The sequence below is a fragment of the Haloarcula sp. JP-L23 genome (genome assembly GCF_011602445.1).
In the GTDB taxonomy this organism is placed as follows: Archaea; Halobacteriota; Halobacteria; order Halobacteriales; family Haloarculaceae; genus Haloarcula; species Haloarcula pellucida.
In genome coordinates this window covers 3,324,133-3,344,187 of the sequence record NZ_CP050014.1, presented here as the reverse complement: position 1 = coordinate 3,344,187, position 20,055 = coordinate 3,324,133, and the positions used below count along the sequence as shown (strand labels likewise).

The 20,055-nt window shown below is 66.2% G+C and carries 22 protein-coding genes and 1 tRNA gene; 7 read left to right on the top strand and 16 right to left on the bottom strand.

What is annotated here, in order from left to right:
- Positions 1-16: 16 nt before the first annotated feature.
- Together G9465_RS17540 and G9465_RS17535 are read right to left on the bottom strand one after the other, a co-directional pair.
- The gene (locus G9465_RS17540; protein ID WP_166972364.1) at positions 17-1,051 is read right to left on the bottom strand and encodes a phosphoribosylaminoimidazolesuccinocarboxamide synthase; all 1,035 of its coding nucleotides are present in this window, start codon (positions 1,049-1,051) and stop codon (positions 17-19) included.
- A 65-nt stretch (positions 1,052-1,116) separates the two neighbouring features.
- Positions 1,117-1,998, bottom strand: a complete 882-nt coding sequence (locus tag G9465_RS17535) for an NAD+ synthase (protein ID WP_166972362.1) — start codon at positions 1,996-1,998, stop codon at positions 1,117-1,119.
- Between the two features lie 153 nt (positions 1,999-2,151).
- On the opposite strand from G9465_RS17535, the gene G9465_RS17530 reads away from it, so the two are divergent.
- Both G9465_RS17530 and cofH read left to right on the top strand, forming a co-directional pair.
- Positions 2,152-3,171 (top strand): sodium:calcium antiporter, encoded by a 1,020-nt coding sequence (locus G9465_RS17530; RefSeq protein ID WP_166972360.1) that lies wholly within the window; start codon positions 2,152-2,154, stop codon positions 3,169-3,171.
- Between the two features lie 75 nt (positions 3,172-3,246).
- On the top strand, positions 3,247-4,596 hold the full coding sequence (gene cofH, locus G9465_RS17525; protein ID WP_166972358.1) for a 7,8-didemethyl-8-hydroxy-5-deazariboflavin synthase subunit CofH: 1,350 nt from the start codon (positions 3,247-3,249) through the stop codon (positions 4,594-4,596).
- A gap of 301 nt (positions 4,597-4,897) precedes the next feature.
- On the opposite strand, the gene cofG is transcribed toward cofH, so the two are convergent.
- From cofG to G9465_RS17500, 5 genes are all read right to left on the bottom strand, one after another.
- Positions 4,898-6,004, bottom strand: coding sequence for a 7,8-didemethyl-8-hydroxy-5-deazariboflavin synthase subunit CofG (gene cofG, locus G9465_RS17520; protein WP_166972356.1), 1,107 nt, complete (start codon positions 6,002-6,004; stop codon positions 4,898-4,900).
- A 33-nt stretch (positions 6,005-6,037) separates the two neighbouring features.
- Positions 6,038-6,646: a 2-phospho-L-lactate guanylyltransferase gene (gene cofC, locus G9465_RS17515; protein WP_166972354.1), complete on the bottom strand. Its 609-nt coding sequence runs from the start codon at positions 6,644-6,646 to the stop codon at positions 6,038-6,040.
- On the bottom strand, positions 6,646-7,422 hold the full coding sequence (locus tag G9465_RS17510) for a hypothetical protein (protein WP_166972352.1): 777 nt from the start codon (positions 7,420-7,422) through the stop codon (positions 6,646-6,648). The genes cofC and G9465_RS17510 overlap by 1 nt, the downstream gene beginning before the upstream one ends.
- Positions 7,400-8,584: a tubulin/FtsZ family protein gene (locus G9465_RS17505; protein ID WP_166972349.1), complete on the bottom strand. Its 1,185-nt coding sequence runs from the start codon at positions 8,582-8,584 to the stop codon at positions 7,400-7,402. Before G9465_RS17505 ends, G9465_RS17510 begins: the two co-directional genes overlap by 23 nt.
- Positions 8,585-8,804: 220 nt before the next feature.
- The gene (locus G9465_RS17500) at positions 8,805-9,707 is read right to left on the bottom strand and encodes a complex I NDUFA9 subunit family protein (protein ID WP_166972347.1); all 903 of its coding nucleotides are present in this window, start codon (positions 9,705-9,707) and stop codon (positions 8,805-8,807) included.
- A 130-nt stretch (positions 9,708-9,837) separates the two neighbouring features.
- Here G9465_RS17500 and tmk point away from each other — a divergent pair, with 130 nt between their 5' ends.
- Complete coding sequence (gene tmk / locus G9465_RS17495; RefSeq protein ID WP_166972345.1) at positions 9,838-10,431, top strand: dTMP kinase; 594 nt, start codon at positions 9,838-9,840, stop codon at positions 10,429-10,431.
- Position 10,432: 1 nt separating this feature from the next.
- On the opposite strand, the gene G9465_RS17490 is transcribed toward tmk, so the two are convergent.
- Together G9465_RS17490 and G9465_RS17485 are read right to left on the bottom strand one after the other, a co-directional pair.
- On the bottom strand, positions 10,433-10,753 hold the full coding sequence (locus G9465_RS17490; protein ID WP_166972343.1) for a hypothetical protein: 321 nt from the start codon (positions 10,751-10,753) through the stop codon (positions 10,433-10,435).
- 43 nt (positions 10,754-10,796) lie between these two features.
- Positions 10,797-11,027 (bottom strand): Lrp/AsnC family transcriptional regulator, encoded by a 231-nt coding sequence (locus G9465_RS17485; RefSeq protein WP_166972341.1) that lies wholly within the window; start codon positions 11,025-11,027, stop codon positions 10,797-10,799.
- Between the two features lie 156 nt (positions 11,028-11,183).
- On the opposite strand from G9465_RS17485, the gene G9465_RS17480 reads away from it, so the two are divergent.
- The 3 genes from G9465_RS17480 (at position 11,184) to G9465_RS17470 (ending at position 12,928) form a co-directional block, all read left to right on the top strand.
- The gene (locus G9465_RS17480; protein ID WP_166972338.1) at positions 11,184-11,870 is read left to right on the top strand and encodes a TrkA family potassium uptake protein; all 687 of its coding nucleotides are present in this window, start codon (positions 11,184-11,186) and stop codon (positions 11,868-11,870) included.
- A gap of 2 nt (positions 11,871-11,872) precedes the next feature.
- A complete protein-coding gene (locus G9465_RS17475; RefSeq protein WP_166972336.1) occupies positions 11,873-12,103 on the top strand; it encodes an Lrp/AsnC family transcriptional regulator in 231 nt (76 codons plus the stop codon).
- A 63-nt stretch (positions 12,104-12,166) separates the two neighbouring features.
- Positions 12,167-12,928, top strand: coding sequence for a GTP cyclohydrolase III (locus G9465_RS17470; protein WP_166972334.1), 762 nt, complete (start codon positions 12,167-12,169; stop codon positions 12,926-12,928).
- Between the two features lie 8 nt (positions 12,929-12,936).
- On the opposite strand, the gene G9465_RS17465 is transcribed toward G9465_RS17470, so the two are convergent.
- The 4 genes from G9465_RS17465 to G9465_RS17450 all read right to left on the bottom strand — a co-directional run bounded on the left by G9465_RS17465 (position 12,937) and on the right by G9465_RS17450 (position 14,958).
- Complete coding sequence (locus G9465_RS17465) at positions 12,937-13,449, bottom strand: DUF5813 family protein (RefSeq protein WP_166972332.1); 513 nt, start codon at positions 13,447-13,449, stop codon at positions 12,937-12,939.
- 221 nt (positions 13,450-13,670) lie between these two features.
- Positions 13,671-13,755, bottom strand: a tRNA-Leu gene (locus tag G9465_RS17460).
- 40 nt (positions 13,756-13,795) lie between these two features.
- Entirely contained in the window at positions 13,796-14,137 is a 342-nt protein-coding gene (locus G9465_RS17455; RefSeq protein WP_166972330.1) for a ferredoxin, read from the bottom strand.
- A 44-nt stretch (positions 14,138-14,181) separates the two neighbouring features.
- Positions 14,182-14,958, bottom strand: a complete 777-nt coding sequence (locus G9465_RS17450) for an MOSC domain-containing protein (protein ID WP_166972328.1) — start codon at positions 14,956-14,958, stop codon at positions 14,182-14,184.
- 186 nt (positions 14,959-15,144) lie between these two features.
- Here G9465_RS17450 and G9465_RS17445 point away from each other — a divergent pair, with 186 nt between their 5' ends.
- Entirely contained in the window at positions 15,145-17,457 is a 2,313-nt protein-coding gene (locus G9465_RS17445) for an amino acid permease (protein WP_166972326.1), read from the top strand.
- A 12-nt stretch (positions 17,458-17,469) separates the two neighbouring features.
- Here G9465_RS17445 and G9465_RS17440 read toward each other — a convergent pair whose 3' ends face one another.
- From G9465_RS17440 to G9465_RS17430, 3 genes are all read right to left on the bottom strand, one after another.
- Positions 17,470-18,018, bottom strand: coding sequence for a peptidylprolyl isomerase (locus G9465_RS17440; protein ID WP_166972324.1), 549 nt, complete (start codon positions 18,016-18,018; stop codon positions 17,470-17,472).
- A gap of 52 nt (positions 18,019-18,070) precedes the next feature.
- A complete protein-coding gene (locus G9465_RS17435; protein ID WP_166972322.1) occupies positions 18,071-18,823 on the bottom strand; it encodes a TrkA family potassium uptake protein in 753 nt (250 codons plus the stop codon).
- 266 nt (positions 18,824-19,089) lie between these two features.
- The gene (locus G9465_RS17430) at positions 19,090-20,019 is read right to left on the bottom strand and encodes an alpha/beta fold hydrolase (RefSeq protein ID WP_166972320.1); all 930 of its coding nucleotides are present in this window, start codon (positions 20,017-20,019) and stop codon (positions 19,090-19,092) included.
- Positions 20,020-20,055 lie beyond the last annotated feature (36 nt).

Sequence of the window (20,055 nt, the reverse complement as noted above, 5' to 3'; positions counted from 1 at the left end):
GGTGTTTTCGCTCTCGTTACAGGTCCCGAACGGCGTCGACGGCGGCCGAAAGCGACGGCGCGTCGAAGACGTCGCCGCCGACGTAGGCGTTGGTCCCGGCACAGTAGAGGTCCCGAGCGGCCATGATAACCGACTCGTCGAGCGGTTCCGGTTCGCGGTCACACAGCGACTTCCAGTCGGCGGTGCCCTCCTCGGTCGCCCGCTGTTTGGCCGTGGAGACGGCCTCGACCCACTCCGGTTGGGTTCGCTTGTGGTACTGGCGGATAACCTCCTTCGAGACCTGCTGGCCGTCGTAGGAGAAGCGGTTCTCGTCGAAGGTGCCGACGACGTCGGCGACGCGAATCTGGCCCTCGTGGTAGAGACACTCGATTTTGCCGTCCTCGTGGACCAACTCGGCATCTGCGGCTTGGTCCGTGACGACGTGGTTGACCGCGAGCGCCAGTTCCTCCAACTGGTCGACGCTGGCGGCGCCGGCGATGCGGTCGGCCTCCGCACGGTCGAGGTAGCTGTCCTGTTCCTCGTACTTCGTCGAGAACTCGACGATTGGCTGGTCTAAGTCGACCACCTCGTCCGGCCACGCCTCGAAGTCGAGGCCGTGGTCCGCGGGGTCGGTGCGCTTCCGGAGCGACGACCCGACGGGCACGCGGTTCCGGAAGACGATTTCGAGCGGAATCAGGTAGTTCTGCCCCGCGGCGTCGTGGTAGGCCTCGTAGTCGTACTCACCGTCCGCGAACGGCAGGTCCGGCACCTGCGTCAGCGAGATGACCATCTCCTCGGGGGCGTGGCCCGCCGAGAGCGCCTCGCCGAGGTCCAGCACCTCGTCGCTGTCGCCGGCCCGGACGCCCTCGTAGTGGGTCGGGATGTGGTTCTCCTCTAGCAACTGGAAGTTGAACGCGCCCATCGTACACAGCGACGCGCCCTTCTCGGGAATCGTGTCCGGCATCTTCCCCCAGTCGAACACCGAGTAGTCGTCCGTGAACACGAACGCGCCGCGACCGAGATCAGTGGCCGTCGCCGCCTCGTCGATACGGAACTCCTTGACGCTCGTCATTGCCGGCGCTTTGCGGGCGGGGACAAAGACGTTTCTCACTCGGCGCGACGAGCCTCTACGGCAAGTCACCGGGGCGGAGAGTCCGTTGGCCTGCGGACCCGGTCCCCGATACCCGGCGTCGGCGGCAGCGACCGTTTGTGCGCCGTCGTCGAACACATCGAGACGAGGCGGGCCGCCGTGTCTTCGGCCACGTCGAGCGCCGAAGCCACGCGCTCGACCGACTCATCCTGTTCGACGACGCGCCACAACACGGCGTCGACGACGTCGTAGGTCGCGCCGAGGTCGTCGGCGTCGGTCTGACCCACGCGGAAGCCGGCGGTCGGCGTTCGCTCGACGATGGCGTCAGGGAGGCCGAGGTGTCTGGCGAGTTCCCGGACCTCGGTCTTATAGAGGTCGCCGAGGGGGAACAGGTCCGCGCCGGCGTCGCCGTGTTTCGTGACGTACCCCAGCAGGAGTTCCGACCGGTTGGCGGTGCCTACGACGAGGCGGTTCGTCCGGTTGGCGACGTAGTACGCACAGGTCATCCGGAAGCGGGCAATGGCGTTCCCGAGCGCCCGGTCTTCGGTCGGCGCCGAGCCGTCCGTTACGCCGGGGTCTAGCGTCGGGACGACCGCCTGATGGAACTGCTGGAGGAGCGGTCGCAGGTGAACTCGCTGGAACGCGATGCCGAGGTGATCGGCGACCGTTTCGGCCTCCATGGCCGCGCAGGCGTCGGTCTTGTGACAGGGCAACGCGAGGCCGAGCACCCGGTCGGGGCCGAGGGCTTCGGCCGCGAGGGTCGCTGTCACCGTCGAGTCGAGGCCGCCGCTCATCGCGACGACGACACCGTCCGCGTCGGCGGCCCGCACGCGCTCACGGAGGAACGCGGCGACGGCCGATTCGACCGCGGCCACGTCGTCACGGGGGAACTGCACTGGGCTGTCTGGGTACTGCGTCTGGTCCGTCATTGGTGTCCGTCTGTCTCGCTCCTACGTGATGGCCTGACGAACGGCGGCATATACGACTAGTCCTTAAACACTTGTGAGAATCGGAGGATGCTAGCGGTTCGGACCGCCGACGGAGGGGAACCCATTTGCCGTCGCCCCGACATCCACGACCACATGGCTGGGAACCTGCTCGTCGCGGTGGGTGTCATCGTCGCCGCGACGGTGGCGATATGGAAAGGCAGCGAGTGGCTGGAGGCGGCGAGCGAACGGCTGGCGGCCTACTACGGCCTCCCGGAGGTGGTGCAGGGGGCGATAATCGTCGCCGTCGGGTCGAGCTTTCCGGAACTCGCGACCGTCGTCGTGGCGGCGCTGGGCGGGTCGATGCCGCTCGGCGTCGGCGCCATCGTCGGGTCGGCCATCTTCAATGTCCTCGTAATTCCCGCCGTCGCCGGCATCACCACCGACGACGACATCGAGGCCAACCGAACGCTCGTCTACAAGGAGGCGCAGTTCTACATGCTGGCCGTCTCCGTCCTGCTCATCACGTTCGCGCTCGCGGTCATCTACTACCCCGGCGAGGCGACGCTCTCGGGAGCGGTCACCCGTCCGCTGGCGGCGATACCGCTCGCGCTGTACGGGCTCTACGTCTTCATCCAGTATCAGGACACGGCCGACTACGAGAGCGACGGGAGCGAGGCCGCGGACGTCGCCGTCGGACGGCAGTGGCTCTTCTTGCTGGCCGGCCTCGCGGTCATCCTCGTCGCCGTCGAGAACCTCGTCCACTCGGTGTCGGTCATCGGCGAGGCGGTCGGCGCCGACGAGTTCCTGCTCGGCGTCACCATCCTCGCCGGGGCGACGAGCCTTCCGGACACGCTCGTCAGCGTTCGCGCCGCCCGACAGAACCGCGGCGTCACCTCGCTGGCGAACGTCCTCGGCTCGAACACGTTCGACCTGCTCGTCGCGATTCCGATGGGCGTGTTCATCGTCGGCGCGTGGACCGTCGACTTCGAGATGGCGGTGCCGATGTTCGGCGTCCTCACGCTTGCGACCATCCTCCTCTTTACCGCCCTGCGGACCGAACTCTCCTTGAGCACGGCGGAGTCCTACGGGTTGCTGGCAGCGTACGTCACGTTCGTCGCGTGGGTGGTCGCCGAGACGGTCGGTGCAGTCACCGGCGTCCTCCCGTCGGGGTAGTCCGCCGTGGGCGCGGGAACGCGCTGTCCGCACACACCCACACGCTTTTTGCCGTCGTTCCCGTTCGGACGAGCAATGCCGGACGCCTTCGACGCCGCGGACCCTGCCGGGGAGTTCGACTTCACCCACCGGCCGGTGACGGACCAGTCCTTCGAGAACGCACTCGCGAAGGCGCGCGACGGGGCGCGTCTGTCCGTCGCCGACGGCGTCGAACTCATCACCACCGGAACCGACCACGACGGCATCGACCGCCGGCGGAAAGAACAGGTGTTAGAGGCCGCAGACCGACGGCGGGCCGAGGTGGTCGGCGACGAGGTGACGTTCGTCGCCAACCTCAACAACAACGTCACGACGGCCTGCAACACCGGTTGCCTGTTCTGTAACTTCAAGGACCGCTCCGAGCAGTTCCGTAGCAGCTATCAGGACGAGCACGGCGGGTTCACCAAGACCCCCGAGGAGTCTCGTGACATCGTCAGTGACGCCATCGACCGCGGCATCTACGAGGTCTGTTCGGTCTCCGGTCTCCACCCGGCACTGGCGCTCGACGCGGAGCATCTGGAGATTCTGGAAGCCAGCGACCGGGGCGACCTGAACTACCGCCCGGCGAGCGAATACGACGTCGACCCGGGCACCTACTGCGAGCAGATACGCGCGATGGACGTCGGCGGCGTCCACGTGCACTCGATGACGCCGGAGGAGGCCTATCACGCCCGCCGGGGGACCGACTGGTCCTACGAGGAGGTGTTCGGTCGCCTGCAGGACGCCGGCCTCGACAGCGTCCCCGGCACGGCCGCCGAAATCCTCGTCGACGAGGTCCGCGACGTCATCTGCCCCGGAAAGATAGACAGCGGCGAGTGGCTGGCGGCGATGGAGGCCGCCGCAAGCGTCGGCCTCGATACCACGGCGACCATCATGTACGGCCACGTCGAGAACGCGACACACCGCGTGCGACACCTCCAGAAGGTCCGTGACCTACAGGACCGGACCGGGGCCATCACGGAGTTCGTCCCGCTGTCGTTCGTCCACACGAAGACGCCACTGTACGAACGCGACATGGTCTCCGGGGGCGCCAGTCCCGACGAGGACGAACTGATGATTGCGGTCTCGCGGCTCTTTCTGGACAACGTCGACCACATCCAGTCTTCGTGGGTGAAATACGGCGACGCTCACGGCCTGAAGATGCTGACCTGTGGCGCCGACGACTTCATGGGGACCATCCTCTCAGAGGAGATAACGAAACGCGCCGGCGGCGGCTACGGCGAGTTCCGCTCGTTCCGCGAGTACACGGACATGATAACCGCCATCGGCCGGACGCCCGTAGAACGGTCGACGGACTACGAACAGCGCCGCGTCGTCGACCCCGACGCCGACGTGGTCGGCCCGGAACTCGGTCCACGGGCCGACGGGACGCCACTTCTGGACTGAGGCGCCACTACGGGACGAGTGTTTCCGTCGTAAAACCGAGGCGACCACGTCCTCGGTCGTGGCCGCCCCGAGACGACGTCGTTGCCCGGGTTGGCTGTCAGAGGCACGCCCCGGACATGTTACACATAGGCGCTCCGGAGGGTATATAACTAGGACCTAGCCGTCTAGGCGATTCTCAGTAGTTGTAACTGCGTGAGGGCATTTCCTCACGACTCACGCACGGCACACGGCGTTTCGGCTAGCCGGATAGCACGCACAAAGCCCAGTTACGACCGACAGCGGGGCGCTGGATGGACCGTCGTCAGGCGTCGACCGGGTTCTCGCCCCGTTCGAGGACCGACCGGAAGCGCTCGCCGGCGGCCGTGTCGGCGTCGATGGCCTCGCGAATCGGCGGGGAGAGCCACTCGTCGTCGGCGAACCGTTCGTACACCGGCAGGCGCTCGGTGAGGGGCACCGACGCGCTGTCGGCGACGGCCCGCAGTTCCTGCAGGGCGGGCCACTCGTACTCGGGGTTGATGTGGTCGACCGTCACCGGGGAGACGCCGCCGAGGTCGTCGATGCCGCAGTCGGTCAGGTCGCGGGCCGGCGCGAGGTTGGGCGGCACCTGTACCGATACCTCCTCGGGCAGACCCGCGCGCGCCATCGCCGTCACGCGGCGCATCGTCGCGAGGTCCGGCGACCCGTTCTGCCAACGCTCGTTTTCGACGACCGGTTGGACGATAACCTCCTGTACGTGACCGTAGCGTTCGTGCATCTCGCGGATAGCGAGGATACTCTCTGCTCGGTCTCGCCAGTCCTCGCCGAGGCCGACGAGGATGCCGGTCGTAAACGGGACGCCGAGTTCGCCGGCGGTCCGAATCGTCGCCAACCGCTGGCCGGGGTTCTTCGCCCGGGGACCGCCGTGGGCCTGTACGTCTGCGGTCGTCTCCAGCATCACGCCCATCGAGGCGTTCAGGTCCGCGACCGTCGCCATCTGCTCGCGCGTCTGGTCGCCGGGGTTGGCGTGGGGGAGAAGCCCCTCCTCCAGCGCTATCTCGCAAGCCTGTCGGAGGTACTCGTGGATGGTCTCGTGGCCCAACGCGGCCAGTTGGTCGTACATCTCCGTATAGCGGTCGTCCGGGTCGTCGCCAAACGTGAACAGTGCCTCCGTACACCCGGCGTCGGCCCCCCGCTGGCACGTCTCGCGTATCTCCTCGGGGGTCATGAGGTCGGCCTGTCCGGGAGGGTCGTAGTACGTACAGTAGGTGCAGGTGTACCGACAGGCGGTCGTCAGCGGGACGAACACGTTCCGACAGTAGGAGAGTTCGTCTGCGGCGTCGACGTCGGCCGGCGTCACCGACACCAAGCGCTCTATCGCGTCGTCGTCGATAGCCACGTCGACGTCGTAGGCCTCGGCCCCGGGAATCACGTCCGCCGGTCTGTGCCGGACGACCAAAAGCGTTCACTCACGGGCGACACCCACGCGGCCGTCGTCGTCGAACGACAACTCGAAGCCGGCGTCGGCCAGCCAGTCGGCGGCCGCTCCGTCGCCGTGGAGCAGGACCTCCGCGAGGTCGGCCGGTTCGTCGACGTCCGTCGCCAACACTCGCGAGTCAACCTCGGCGAGACTGGCCCCGACAGTCCGCGCGATGCGGCGGTGGTCCCGAATCGACGCGCCGTGGTAGTCCACCCGGAAGTCGGGGTGTCGACAGACGACGGCGTTCGTCCCGCCGCCGAGTCCGGGTGCCAGTACCACGTCGGCATCGGGTGTGAACAGGCGGTCGACGGCCTCGGCGGTGAGAAGCGGCAGGTCGGCCATCACTACCGCGAGTGGCCCCGCCGAGAGCAGGTCGTTGACGAGTGCGTCGAGGCCCCGGTCGTCGACGGTCACCGGCGCGTCACAGTCCACCGGTCCGGTCGAGACCACCTCGGGGCTGTAGCCGGCGCTCTCGAGTGCGGCCACGACATCCGCGAGCATCGCCTCGGTGAAGTCGCGTCGCTCGGCGGGACTGAGAACGGGCGAAAGTCGCGTTTTGGGGTCTCTCCCCGAGACGGGGACGACGGATCGCATTACAGTTTGCTGTAGTCGTCGCCTTGGGTCTGCGTGTAGATGTAGTATCCGCCGCCCGCGAGCAGGAGGAGGACCACTAGTCCGCCGCCGGCCAGCAGGAGCGTCTGGGTCGTCTGCTGACTCTGCTGGGCCTGCTGGGCCGTGTCACGGGCCTGATTCGCGAGGTTGATCGCGTTCTGGAAGTTGCCGTTCTCGTAGGAGGAGACGGCGCTGTCGACCAGTTGCTCTGCCTCCTGGTTCCCACCGGCGTTGTCGATGGCCGTCTGGGCGCTGTCGATGGCCTGTCGGGCCTCCTTGCTCTGCTCGGTGTAGTGGTGGGCCGTGCTGTTCTGGAACTCCTCTTCGTTGCTCCCGCTCACTCGCGTGAGGCTGGCGACGACGTACTGCTCTTCTGGCTGGTAGGTGTAGTTCTCGACGGCCGGCGTCGTGCCGGTGAGTTCGACCCGGACCTGGTCGCCGTTGTTGTCGATGTCGAGGTCCTGACTGAACGACTGGTCGCCGTAGGTCTGCTGACTGACCTGACTGCCGGCGCGCAGGACCGTCACGGTCCAGCTAACGTTTTCCAGTTCCGTCTCGCCCGCGAGCGTCCACTCGTTGGACGTTCCGGTGAAGGGGTCGTCGATGGTGTAGGTGACCGACACTTCCTCGCCGACGGCAGATTCGGAGGGCACGCCCTCTGTAGAGACAGTAAAGGCGCTGGCCGTGCCGGCGAACGCGAGCAGACCGACCACACAGAGGACGGTGACGATGCCCCTAGAAGAGTGGATCGAGTTCATCCTCATCGTCTTCAACCAAGTCCTCTAAGTTATCTTCGCTTTGCTTCCTGATGTCGTCGATGTTGTCCTGTGCCTCGATTGCGACCTGCTGGAGTTCCTTGATTCGCGGGACGTTGTGGACGCCCGCCAGCAGGATGGAGGCTGCGACCTTCGGCGCGTTGGTCGGGTAGTCACCACCGCGGACCTCCATCGAACCGGTCTGCTCCTCCAGCCACTTGCGACCGCGCTCGATACCTTTCCGGTTGAGGTGTTCGGGTGGACCTGCCATGACGAGGAGGGCGCGTTCGGCACCCTCGATCTCGCAGGGGAGCGTCAGCCGACCGAGTGCGGCCTTCCGGACGAGCGACGTGATGCGGTTGGTCGTGTTGGCGGTATCCATCCCGTCGTCGCCGCCGTTGTCGCCGCCCTTGAATCGGGAGAGGAGGCCGCCGCCACCGGAGGAGAGTTCGACGTCCTCGGAGGCGTAGCCGACGGTGGAGACGCCACCGCCGTCGAGCGTGTTGATGATCTCGGAGGAGTCGACGACGCTCTCGGCGATGTTGTCGCCGGCCTCGACCTCGCCGGCACCGAAGAGGACGCCGAAGCGACGGACGATCTCCTCGTTGATGTGGTCGTAGCCGCCCTCGACGGACTCGCCGGTCTTTCGCCAGGCGTCGTTGTCGAACACCATGAGGTTGTCCACCTCGCGGACGAACGTCTGGAACGACCGGGCGGCGTTCAGCGTGTAGATGCCACCCTCGTCGCTTCCGGGCAGGACGCCGAGTCCGTAGACGGGTTCGGTGTAGATACGTTTGAGGTGTTTCGCGATGACCGGCGAGCCACCGGACCCGGTCCCCCCACCGAGTCCGGCGACGACGAGGAAGGCGTCGACTTCGTGGACTGGGATGTTGTCGATAGCGCCCTGTATCTCGTCGATGTCCTCCTCGGCGATCTCCGCGCCGAGTTCGTTGTCTGCGCCCACGCCGTGGCCCTTGACGCGGGCCTGGCCGATGAGCACTCGATTCTCCTCCGGTATGTGTTCGAGTCCGAGCAGGTCTGCCTTGGCTGTGTTGACCGCCACGGCCGAGCGGACGATTCCCGAGTTCGTGTTCTGATCGTACTCGAGGAACTTGTCCACGATTTTACCGCCGGCCTGCCCGAAGCCGATCATCGCGAGTTTCATTGATATGGTCCTCCGCTTAAAAGGCCTAAGTAGGATTGCGCGTATAAGTTTTTTGCCCAAATCTCACCGATGAAAGTCCGACTGAAAAACAAAAGAATACTGATGTTAGGGGGCCATTATTCCTGCTCTGTCTCGGACAGACCGATTTATCGCGGCTGCGGGTCGGCGCCCGTCGGAGACAATCCACTATTAGGACTGAGAAAACCGGTGGTCGAGAGCGCTACTCGACGCCGAGATAGTCCCCGTACGTCCGCATGGAGTTCGGGTCGACGCCGAACGCCCCGACATCGTTTTCTTTGGGGGTGTTGTCGAAGTCCAGCCCTTCGTACTGGTCGCTCCCCATCGGGAAGCCGAACGCCCCCAGTACCGGCAGCCCGATCTTCGCCAGCGGCATCGGCAGCGGGACGATGGTGATGGACTTGCCCTCGGCCTCGAAGACGAGTTCGGTCGCCTCCTTGAGACTCAGCGTCTCCGGACCACCCACCTCGTATATCTGGCCGACGTGTTCGTCCGCTTCCAGCGCGTCGGCCAGCATCGGCACGAAGTCCTCGACCCAGATGAGCTGGAAGTGGGCCTTCTCGCCGCCGCCGGGCAGCGGATACAGGGGGACGCCGGGGGCGAATATCTGCTTGAGTCGCTTGGTGAAGTAGGCGAACTCGTCACCCTCGCCGAAGACGATGGAGGGCCGGAAGATGACCCAGTCGAGGTCCGAGTCTTTGACCACTTCCTCGGCCTTCCCCTTCGCGCGGAGGTAGTGGGTCGCGGCGTTCCGGTCCGCGCCCAGCGCGCTCATCTGGAGGAAGCGGTCGACGCCGTGTTCCTCGGCGGCCCTGACGCTGTTCTCGGTGCCGCCGAGGTGGACCACCTCGTGCATCTCGTTGCCGCTGTCGGGCTTGAACAGCGGCGACAGGGCGGGGAGGAAGACGACGGCGTCTTGCCCCTCGAAGGCCCCCTCGATGCTGTCGTAGTCGGTCACGTCGCCTTCCTTTCGGGTTACGCCCGTCGGCAGGTCGGCGTCGTGTGGGTTCCGCGCCAGTGCGGTGACCTCGTGGCCTCGGTCGTCGAGTTCCCGACACAGATACTGTCCGATGAAGCCGGTCCCGCCGACCACAAGTACGTCCATATCCGTTTCGTCGCTGGGCGAGACCGTAAAGGTAAGGCGCAACTGGTTTGGTTTTCCCCGCTCGGCCCGTATCAGAGACGGCCAGACCACGCTCCGAGGTGCTTACGTACCCCGGCGCCGACGGTCGGATATGCTCGTCACGCTCGAAGGCCTCGACGGCAGCGGCAAGACCACGGTCTGGGAGCGACTCCGGGCCGGCGACGCCGTGCCGGAAGACGCCACGTTCACCCGCGAACCGACCGATAGCTGGTACGGCGAGGCCGTCCAGCGCTCTATCGACGACGACGATGCGGACTCGCTTGCGGAACTGTTCCTCTACACGGCGGACCACGCCGCGCACCTCGCCGACACCATCCGACCGGCGCTGGCAGACGGTCGTCTCGTCGTCTCGGACCGCTACTCCGACTCCCGGTACGCTTATCAGGGGGCGACGCTGTCTGGCACCAACCACTTCGAGGACCCGCTCGACTACGTCCGCGAGGTCCACGCGCCGTGGACCCGACCGCCGGACCTGACGGTGTATCTCGACCTCGATCCCGAGACGGCCGCCCGACGGAGCGGTGCCACCAACAAGTTCGAGACGGCGGACTATCTGGCGGACGTTCGGGAGAACTACGAGCGCCTCATCGAGGACGACCCCGAGCGGTTCGTCCGCGTCGACGCGACGGCCGACCCCGAGACGGTCTCCGACCGCGTCCGGGGCGCGATTCTCGACCGCCTGTGACTCAGTTCGTCGACGTCGGGAGGTCGACCTCGTCGGGCGAGGGCATCCAGACGTAATCGAAGGTCATCCCGACGACTAGCGGGACGACGATAGCGAGCAACACCGCGACGGTCGTACTGAGGTTGAGGCCGCCGCCGAATCCCAGCACGCCGAACACCATGAACAGGACGAACATGGCGAGCGGACAGAGCAGTATCGAGTAGACGAGACTGCCCCACCGCGTGTTCATCCGGACGCGAAAGAACCGCGTCATGAGTGCCGTCACGGCGCTGTTTACCAGCACGATGACGAGCAATCCGACGAGGCCGACGACGCTGACCATACCCGGTCTACGGCGGCGACGCTCTTTGCCGTATCGGAACCGGTTACTCCAGACAGATGTACGTCCGCGTGTCCGATACGCCTTCGAGGTTACGGACTCGCGTCGCGACCGACTGCATCACGTCGTACACTTCGGGGCCGGTCGCCTCGGCGATGATGTCGTACTGGCCGGCGACGATGTGGGCCTCGGTGATCCCTTCGGACTCTTCGACCGCCGAGAGCAGTTCGTCTGACTTGCCTGCGACGGTCTTTATCATGATGAACGCGCTGACCATACAGTGGTATGCGATACCATTACCCAAAAAGTTTCGCGCGACCGACCAATGGGAGCGTACCGGGTCTTCGTGGGCCCGGCGTGTCCGAGACCGACTCCCCGAACGCTGGTGGTTCGCCGGGATACTTTTATTCACTACCGTCTCGTACGGCTTCACATGCGATTTGTTATCGTGGGTGCAGGACGCGTCGGTATCCGAACCGCACGCGTGTTGCAAGAGAGCGGGCACGACGTCGTCCTCATCGAACAGGACGAGGGCGCTGCCGAGCGAGCGCGTACTGCCGGCTTCGAGGTCATCGAGGGTGACGGCGCCATCGAGACCATCCTCGACGAGGCTGACCTCGATGCCGCCGACGCACTGGGCGCGCTCACCGGCGACCTCAACGACAACTTCGTCGCCTGCATGATCGGCAAAGAACACGGCTGTCGGACCGTAATGCGCATCGACGAGGACTACCGCGAGGAGATATACCGCCGCTACGCCTCGGACGTGGACGAGGTCATCTACCCCGAACGGCTCGGTGCCATCGCCGCGAAGAACGCGCTGCTCGGCGGGAACATTCGCGCCGTCGCGGACATCGCCCAGAACCTCCAGCTCGTGGAGTTCATCATCACCGAGTCCTCGCCGATGCACGGCTACACCCTCTCTGAACTGGAACTGCCGGCCAACGCCAAACTGATGGCGCACGGGAAAGGCGAGTCGGCGCTGACGATTCCCAACCCCGACGAGACGCTCGAACTGGGCGACCACCTCGTCATCCTCGCCGACTTCGACACGCTCGCCGACGTGCGCTCTATCGTCGTCGGCGAAAGCGGCCGCGCGACTGCACTCGGAGGTGCCTAACGATGGTCACTGCTTACGTCATGGTCAAAGCTCACACCGGCGACGCGGACCGTCTGAAGAACGAAATCGAGGCTATCGATGGGGTCACCGAGGCCCACATCGTCGCCGGTGACGTCGACCTCATCGCGAAAGTAGAAGTAGAGACGCCCGCGGAAGTCAAGGACGTAGCCGCTACTCACATCCAGGAGATATCGGGCGTAGAGAGCACCCAGACGTACATCGCGATGGACTGACCCACCGGCAGGTTTCGACGGAAATCCAAACAGTCGAATAGCCTTGCCGACAAGCAGGGTGTAGTGACACACACGCAAGTCACGCTACTGCAAATCGATAACTACGGGCCGTGGACGGTGACGCCGTCGCCGCGGCGCGAAGTCGACCTCCAGACGCTGCAGTCACGGCTGTACGCGGACCTCTCACAACTCATCGGCAACCGCGAGGGGTACGTGTTCTTCTCGCGATTCGACAACATGATCGCGGTCACCAACGGCCTCACGATGGCCGACCTCTCGCTGATCCAGGAGTCCATCCGCAACCGGTATCCTGTGACCCTCAGTATGAGCGTGGCCGTAGACGGCTCACCCGCCGAGGCGCTCGAAGTCGCCACCTCGCAGTTACAGGACGAGGGGTCCGCACAGGACGAGACGCGGACCGAGGTACTGCGTGGTGACCCCATCTCGGAGGTCGAACGCACTGCCCAAGACGTACAACTCGCGCACTTCGACGTCGACAACGCGACGGAGAAGTACACGGACCAACTCAACGAGTTCGACACGTTCATCGAGATAGAGCAGGGCTACGCCGAACTCATGCAGTACATGCGCCGGGCCCACGACGCCCTCTCTTTCTTCGTCGGCGGCGACAACGTCATCGCCGTCTGCCCGAAGATGGACGCCGAGGAGTACGCCGACGCCATCTCGCACGTCGAGGACGCCGTCGGCGTGGAGTTGAAAGTCGGCGTCGGCCGGGACCGCACCGCACAGGGCGCGGGCATGGCGGCGAAACACGCGCTCGAAACCTGTCGCGAGGCCGGCACCGCCGTCGAGATGAACCTGTAGTCGCTCGCCTACAGCGGCGTGCCGCCGCGTGTCCCTTCGCTCCCGCCGGTACTCGCCGAGTCCATCAGGTCCGCGACGGTACCGACGTAGTCGTAGCCGGGAACGATACCCTCGACGTACGTCCCCTCGACGTACTCGACGAACGCTTTCGCCGCGTCGGCGGCCTCCCGTTCGCCGCCGAGACTGAATCGGTAGGTGACGACCACGTCCTCGCCGTCGCGTTCGACGGTGTACTCGTCTAACTCGACGGCCACGCGGGTCGACTTCGGCGCGTCTTCGAGGCGCCGCTCGAAGGTCTCGAACCACCCGTCGGCGACGGCCGGCCCCACCTCGTCGGCCGTCGCGGCCTGCAGGGACGGGGCTCGGACCGTCACTTCGTAGTCAGTCTTCCACGCCTCGCCCTCGCTCGCCGTCACTCGCCCGTCGAACCGAGTCGTCTCCAGTGCGTAGCCGTCGCCGCCGGCGACGAATCCGTCTCGGTCGTCAAAGACCCTCTCGACGTCCGCTGGCACGTCAGTCATTGCACGTCTCTAGCCGTCTCGGCAGGAAAAACGCATCGTGTCGCCGAGGACGGCAGCAGACACGTCGTCGTTCGCGTCGGAAAATGCGAGGGATGGGATTCGAACCGAACTCAGACGGTCCGGGCGTGCGGCGCGATGCGCCGTTCCGGGGCTGCGTCTGATAGGCTTCGAACCCATCCGGTGGATTCACACGGCCCTCACGTCCGTTCGGGCCGATTGCATGCGAGGGATGGGATTCGAACCCATGGACCCCTACGGGAGCGGGTCTTAAGCCCACCGCCATTGGCCAGGCTAGGCGACCCTCGCGCATGCACCTCTCCACACTCAGAGGGAAAACGGGTTTCGGTTACCAGTCGACCGAAAGGGTGCCGTCGCCGTTGGGGTCGGGGGCGATCTCCTCGTCGGTTCGCCGGTCGACGACGTGGATGACCCCGCGGTCCTTCTTCGCCGGGCACGCCTCGGCGGCCTTCACGTTGTGGTCGAGCTCCGCCTCGCCGAAGAAGTACGTCTTCGGCTTGGCGATGCCCGTATCGAGGTCCAGCGACCAGTTGGCCGAGACTTCGGCGCACTTGCCCGCCCCGAAGCACTTGTTGGCCTCGAAGATTATCTTGTAGGGCTTTTCCTCGACCGGCGGCGCGTCCTGCTCGCCGACGTCACTCGGGTCGACTGGCTCGTCGGTCTCTGTCATGTGTGGGGATTATCGGTCGACAGTCTTTCCCCTGTCGGTTTCCGCTACGTGACGACTGTCACGTCGTCGCCGACGGCGATGGTCTCGCCGCGGTCGGCCTCCGGGACTCGCGCGATGAGCATCAGCGTGTAGAAGTGGTCGAAGGCGTCCCGGTCTGCCCACTCGGGGAACGTCTCCCGGCGGCGCTCGATGAAGCGCTCGCGAAAGTCGGGGGTCCGGTCGCCGGTCTCCGGGTCGCGCTGGGGGACGACACAGCGGCCACAGGGCGTGACGCCTTCGAGTCGGACGTCACCGGCCTCGAACGCCGGGGCGTCCGCGCCGACGAAGCGGTCCTCCCAGAACGCCGGGACGCCGCCCACCTCGACGTTCGCGCGGAGGCGGCGGCGCATCCCGTCGACGGTCACGTCGTCGAACCACCCGGCCACCGTCTCCAGCGTCGCGGTGCTGACGACGGAAGGGCCCATCTCTCGACGGTCTACGTGTCCGTGCTCCGCATCTCGCACGATGGTCAGGTCGACGTCGAACACGTCGCCGAACCACTCGGCCGCGCGCGCCCGGCCCGACTCGGTGTCGAGGGCGAACTGTTCGCGTCCCACGTCGGGGACCGACGCGTCGAGCATCCGGGTCTCGGGGTCGTAGGTCGTCGTCACGTCGTGGACGCGGGCGGTTCGCTTGCCGTTGACCACGTCGCCGTCGGCGTCGTACATCGCGAACTCCCGGTCGTGGGCGAGGGTGCCGCCCGGGAGGACGGTCGAGTGCTCGACGTCGCGGCCGTCCAGTGCCTTTACCGGATAGACGGTGAGTCGCTCGATGTGTGCCACTGTTCGGAGACAGAGGCGCAACGGGCATAGCCGTTACTCACCGCGTGGGTCGTCGCCGACGCCGACGTTCGCTCGGCGGCGTGTCGCGTCGCACGTGGCCGAGCGCGACCACTAATATAGAATAGCTGACAAAACCTCGAAAGCAACAGGATTAGGTGACGGGTGGAACAATCGGTGTGCAGACGAATGGTCGAACACACCCGGACCTTGGACTTCAAAATCGCCTTCGCTATCGGTCTCGGGACGATGATTGCCGCGGGCATCTTCTCGCTGTCTGGCACCGCAGTGGCGGCCATCGGGTCCAGCGCCGTCGTCGCGTTCGTCATCGCCGCGGTCATCGCCGGCGTGACGGCGGCGGCGTACTCCGAGTTCGCTTCCATCTACTCCGAGAACGGCGGCGGCTACCTCTTCTGTTCGCGGACCTTCGAGGACCGCGACCTGCTGACCTACGGCATCGGGATGTCGCTGTTTCTGGGCTACACCGGCACGACGGCGTTCTATCTGGCGACGATGGACGAGTGGTTCTTCGAGTTCGTCCTGCCCGAGTCGCTACACGTCCTCCCGCACGGGACGACGGGCGTCCTCGCCGCCGTCCTGCTGGGCGTCCTCAATGCTCGTGGGACCGAGGAGAGCGGCGGGTTCCAGCTCATCGTCACCGGCGCGAAGGTGGCGGTGCTGTTCGCGTTCATCGGCGGCGCGTTCGCGTTCCGCGGGCCGTCGACGGCGGTCACCGAGTTCGCGACGAACTTCGGGGGCGGCCCGCTCGACATCCTCACCATCTCGGCGCTCGCGTTCATCACGTTCTTCGGGTTCTCGGCAATCGCCGCCAGCGCCGGCGAGATTATCGAACCCCAGCAGACCGTCCCGCGAGCCATCGCCGCGAGCATGGTGACGGTGACGATACTGTACGCGCTGGTCATCGTCGCCATGGTGAACTCCCCGGTGCCACCGGAAGTCATCGCCGAACAGGGCGAGACGGCGATGGGGGAGGTCGCCGCCGGGTTCCTCGGCCCTATCGGCCGGTCGCTCATCGTCGCCGGCGCCATCTTCTCGATGGTGTCGGCGTCGAACGCCTCGATACTGGCGGCCAGTTCCATCGGGTCGCTGATGGGGCGACAGGGGCAGGCCCCCCGCCGTTTCTCCCACATCCACCGCGAGTACGGCACGCCGTTCTGGAGCGTCACGACGGCGACAGCCACCATCGTCTCGCTCATCGTCCTGTTCATCGCCGTCTTCCCGGCGGAGGGCGGTCTCGGGGCGGTCCTCGGCCTCCAACTCGGCCTGACGGCACTGACCGGGTTCGCGACGCTGAACCTCCTCCTCCCGCTGGCGGTCGTCAACATCGCCCTCATCTACTCCCGGCGGAAGTTCCCGGACGTCGAGCGCGGGTTCAGTGTGCCCGGGGTCCCGGTCGTTCCCATCGTCGGCGTGCTGGCGAACATCGGGCTCATCTACAACCTCCCGCCGAAGGGCGTGGTGACCGGCCTCGTCCTGACCGCCGGCCTCGTCGTCGCGTACCTCGGTTGGGGCGGCACCCCGGTGGAAGAGGACCTCCTGCGGGAGGTCGTTCCGGAGTCGACCGCCGCGGCGGGTGAGGACCAGTCCAGGGATCGCTACCGCGTCCTCATCCCCATCGCGAGACCGGACCGAGCGTTACGCTACGCGCGCCTCGGCGAAGCGCTCGCAGCGGTTTCAGACGAGGACCCACTCCTCCACGTCCTCACCGTCACGCAGGTACCCGACCAGACGCCGTGGGAGACGGTACAGGACACCGCACAGGCCCGCACCGAGCGCATCCAGAAAGAACTCGCCGACGCCGACCTCGACGTCGACTACACCGTCGAGGGACACACCTGCCGCGACGTGGCCTTCGACATCGTCCAGACCGCCCGCGACGACGAGGCCAACCTCGTCCTGATGGGCTACCCCGAGCGCCACCGGGACGTCACCGAGACGGTCGAGCGCGAGGCGCCGTGTGACGTGTTCTTCGCCGATAAGACGGTCACCGCGGAGGACCTCGGCGTCATCAACATCGGCGCCGGCGGCGGCCCGCACCATCAGGCCCTGCTCCCCCTCGTGAACAAACTGGGACAGAGCGGCAGCGAACTCCACCTCGTCAACGTCTCCTCGGGGGACCGCGGCACCGACGAGACCTCCGGAACGACGCTGGACGCGCTGGAGGGCGTCGAGACGACACAGGTCCACAACGTCACCGCCGAGTCCGTCGCCGCGGGCCTCGTCGAGACGGCGGCCGACAACGGGGGCGTCCTCATCCTCGGCGCCTCGCGCGACCGCTGGCTCAGACAGGCGCTGTTCGGCAGCACGCCGGACGAGGTCGTCGCACTGGCCGAGGAGATGGACGTGCCGGTACTGGTGTACGCCAGCGAGACGGGCGTCTCCGACCGGATGAGCGAACGACTGTTCCCGGTCGGGCGTTACCTCAGAAAGCGGTTCCCGCGGCGGGGGTCGAGCCGCGGCGGCACCCCCGAACGGAGCTAGCGTCGCTCGTTCTTAGCGGTTAATCTCGACGGACTCGAGGAGAATCGGGCTCGTCGGCGCGTCGTTCACGTCCGTGTCGGCGTCGCCGATCTCCTCGACGACGTCCATGCCGTCGACGACGTCGCCGAAGACGGCGTGCTTGCCGTCGAGGTGTGGCTGAGCGCCCAGCGTGATGAAGAACTGCGAGCCGTTGGTGTTCGGACCGCGGTTGGCCATGCTGAGGACGCCCGGGCCGTCGTGTGAGAGGTCGTCGTGGAACTCGTCGTCGAACGTGTAGCCGGGGCCGCCGCGGCCGGTGCCGGTCGGGTCGCCCATCTGAATCATGAAGTCGTCGATGACCCGATGAATCTCGATGTCCGTATAGAGCGGGTCGATACGCTTCTCGCCGGACTCGGGGTCCTCCCAGGCACCAGTCCCGGGGCCGACCTCGGTCCCGTCGTAGTCGTCGGCGCCCTCCGCCAACCCGACGAAGTTCTCGACGGTGTTGGGAACTTTCTCGTCGTACAGTTCGACTTCGATGTCGCCCGCTGTCGTGTGGAGCGTCGCTGTCAGGTCGCTCATACCCGGCCGGACGGTGTCATGGGGGAAAAGCCTGCCCACTGGCTCCGCTCACTCACAGATGGGTCGAGACCTGCTGGCCGCTTACCACCTCCGGGATGACGACTTCGTCGGCCCCCGCGCGGAGTGCGATGGACTCGTGCATGCTGTCGCCGGCACGGACGACGATATCGACGCCCGGGGCGAGCTGGCAGCCGGTGATGGTTATCTGGATGTTCGTATCGGCGTCGTCGATGGCGCCGACGACTGTCTCCGCACGGTCGATGCCGGCGGCTTCTAACACCTCTTCGCGGCGTGCGTCGCCGGTGAGGGCCAGATAGCCGTCGTCGATGGCTCTGTCGTACTGGGTCTCCTGTCGCTCGATGACGACCATGTCCCGGTCGTCGTCGAGGCCGGCACAGACGGTCTTCCCGAACGTGCCGTAGCCACAGACGACGACGTGGTCGTCCAGTTCGTCGATACTGCGTTCTATCTGCATCTGTCGTAGTTCCGCTTGAATCGTGCCGCCGAACGTCGCCGAGACGAGCGTCTCTCCGATCCAGAGGCCGGCGACGACGAGTCCGGACAGCACCACGATGGCGTACGCCTTCACGAGCGTCGCGGGACCCTCGTGGGTCTGGAAGTGGAGTTCGATGCTGGTGGGGTCTAACAGCCAGAACAGCGCGTCGACGACGCCGACGCCCCCGAGGGTACTGAACCCGAGGACGCCCGCGACGACGACGGTAGCGAACCCGCCGACGGGCCGGAGCATCCGCCGCAACAGCGGCCGGTCGACGAACGCGCCGAGGGGAAGTCTCGCCCCGCTCATCCAGCCCCTGACGACCGAGTGGTGGTACCGGCCCGGCGAACGAGGGGGACGACGACTGCGCGAACCCGTTTCGCGCTCGGCCTCGCTGTGGCACCGTCGAACGACCGCGAGGACTCTCGCACGCACTGTCCACCGAATGGGCGACTACTGGTCTGTTCGGTCACAATTTGCACACGAAAGTAGCTGTTACCATCGTAATTTACGCGTTATCATTAAACACTTCAAACACTACATAGTCGATAAGTCGGTTCCGGGCTCCGTAGTCGTCACGGCAGATGGTCCAGCAACAGGTCCGTCACCCGGTCGGGCGCGTCGAACTGTACCCAGTGGCTCGCGTCCGGAAGCCGTTCGACGCGGAGGTCCGACACCCACTCCTCTAGCCCCTCGCTGAGACGCACGTCCAGCGCGTCGTCCTGTTCGCCCCAGACGAGCAGCGTCGGCACCCGAACGGGCTGGTCGCCGACGCCGCCCTGTGTCAGTGTTCGTCTGGCGTTTCGGCGGAACAGCGCCCGGTAGTAGTTCAGCGCCGCCGTCCGCGCGCCGGGTTGTGCCAGCGCGGTCTTGTACCGCCGGATGTCCGCCCGGGTGAACGCGTCAGGTCGGACCGTGCCCTCACCGAGGGCGTGGTCCAGCAGCGCGTAGTCGTCCCACGCGAGGCTGCACTCCGGGAGCCACGGCAACTGGAAGTAAAACGCGTACCACGACTTCCGCAGTTGGGCCGGCGAGCGGCGGAGCAGTCGCTCGTAGGCGGTCGGATGCGGCGCGTTCAGCACGCCGAGACGGTCGACCACGCTCGGCCGGTCGATTGCCGTCTGCCACGCGACGACGCCGCCCCAGTCGTGGCCGACGACGTGGGCGGACTCGCGGCCGAACGCTCGGACGAGGCCGACCACGTCGCTGACGAGTTCGTCGATGTCGTAGGCGGCGACGCCGCCGGGCTTCTCCGAGTGGTTGTACCCTCGCATGTCCGGCGCGACGACGCGGTAGCCCGCCGCTGCCAGCGGCGGAATCTGGTGGTGCCACGCGTACCAGAACTCCGGGAAGCCGTGCAGGAGGACGACCAACTCGCCGTCCTCGGGCCCGGCCGTGACCGCGTGCAACTCGATGCCGTTCGTCTCGACGGTGGTGTGGGACCAGACGTCGCCGTCGGCGGGGACCGTCCACTCGGGATCCGAGTGGGCGTCTGTCGAGGGCATCGGTGGGTGTTCGGCCTGCGCGAGAAAATGGGTTCC

Excerpts from the sequence above, each read along its gene's own strand:
- G9465_RS17500 (WP_166972347.1), bottom strand. The coding sequence starts at position 9,707 with ATGGACGTACTTGTGGTCGGCGGGACCGGCTTCATCGGACAGTATCTG.
- G9465_RS17435 (WP_166972322.1), bottom strand. The coding sequence starts at position 18,823 with ATGAGCGGGGCGAGACTTCCCCTCGGCGCGTTCGTCGACCGGCCGCTG.
- G9465_RS17510 (WP_166972352.1), bottom strand. The coding sequence starts at position 7,422 with ATGAACTCGATCCACTCTTCTAGGGGCATCGTCACCGTCCTCTGTGTG.
- G9465_RS17465 (WP_166972332.1), bottom strand. The coding sequence starts at position 13,449 with ATGACTGACGTGCCAGCGGACGTCGAGAGGGTCTTTGACGACCGAGAC.
- G9465_RS17445 (WP_166972326.1), top strand. The coding sequence starts at position 15,145 with ATGGTCGAACACACCCGGACCTTGGACTTCAAAATCGCCTTCGCTATC.
- G9465_RS17430 (WP_166972320.1), bottom strand. The coding sequence starts at position 20,019 with ATGCCCTCGACAGACGCCCACTCGGATCCCGAGTGGACGGTCCCCGCC.
- G9465_RS17540 (WP_166972364.1), bottom strand. The coding sequence starts at position 1,051 with ATGACGAGCGTCAAGGAGTTCCGTATCGACGAGGCGGCGACGGCCACT.
- G9465_RS17455 (WP_166972330.1), bottom strand. The coding sequence starts at position 14,137 with ATGACAGAGACCGACGAGCCAGTCGACCCGAGTGACGTCGGCGAGCAG.
- G9465_RS17480 (WP_166972338.1), top strand. The coding sequence starts at position 11,184 with ATGCGATTTGTTATCGTGGGTGCAGGACGCGTCGGTATCCGAACCGCA.
- cofH (WP_166972358.1), top strand. The coding sequence starts at position 3,247 with ATGCCGGACGCCTTCGACGCCGCGGACCCTGCCGGGGAGTTCGACTTC.
- G9465_RS17535 (WP_166972362.1), bottom strand. The coding sequence starts at position 1,998 with ATGACGGACCAGACGCAGTACCCAGACAGCCCAGTGCAGTTCCCCCGT.
- G9465_RS17440 (WP_166972324.1), bottom strand. The coding sequence starts at position 18,018 with ATGAGCGACCTGACAGCGACGCTCCACACGACAGCGGGCGACATCGAA.
- G9465_RS17490 (WP_166972343.1), bottom strand. The coding sequence starts at position 10,753 with ATGGTCAGCGTCGTCGGCCTCGTCGGATTGCTCGTCATCGTGCTGGTA.
- G9465_RS17475 (WP_166972336.1), top strand. The coding sequence starts at position 11,873 with ATGGTCACTGCTTACGTCATGGTCAAAGCTCACACCGGCGACGCGGAC.
- G9465_RS17485 (WP_166972341.1), bottom strand. The coding sequence starts at position 11,027 with ATGGTCAGCGCGTTCATCATGATAAAGACCGTCGCAGGCAAGTCAGAC.
- G9465_RS17530 (WP_166972360.1), top strand. The coding sequence starts at position 2,152 with ATGGCTGGGAACCTGCTCGTCGCGGTGGGTGTCATCGTCGCCGCGACG.
- tmk (WP_166972345.1), top strand. The coding sequence starts at position 9,838 with ATGCTCGTCACGCTCGAAGGCCTCGACGGCAGCGGCAAGACCACGGTC.
- cofC (WP_166972354.1), bottom strand. The coding sequence starts at position 6,646 with ATGCGATCCGTCGTCCCCGTCTCGGGGAGAGACCCCAAAACGCGACTT.
- G9465_RS17505 (WP_166972349.1), bottom strand. The coding sequence starts at position 8,584 with ATGAAACTCGCGATGATCGGCTTCGGGCAGGCCGGCGGTAAAATCGTG.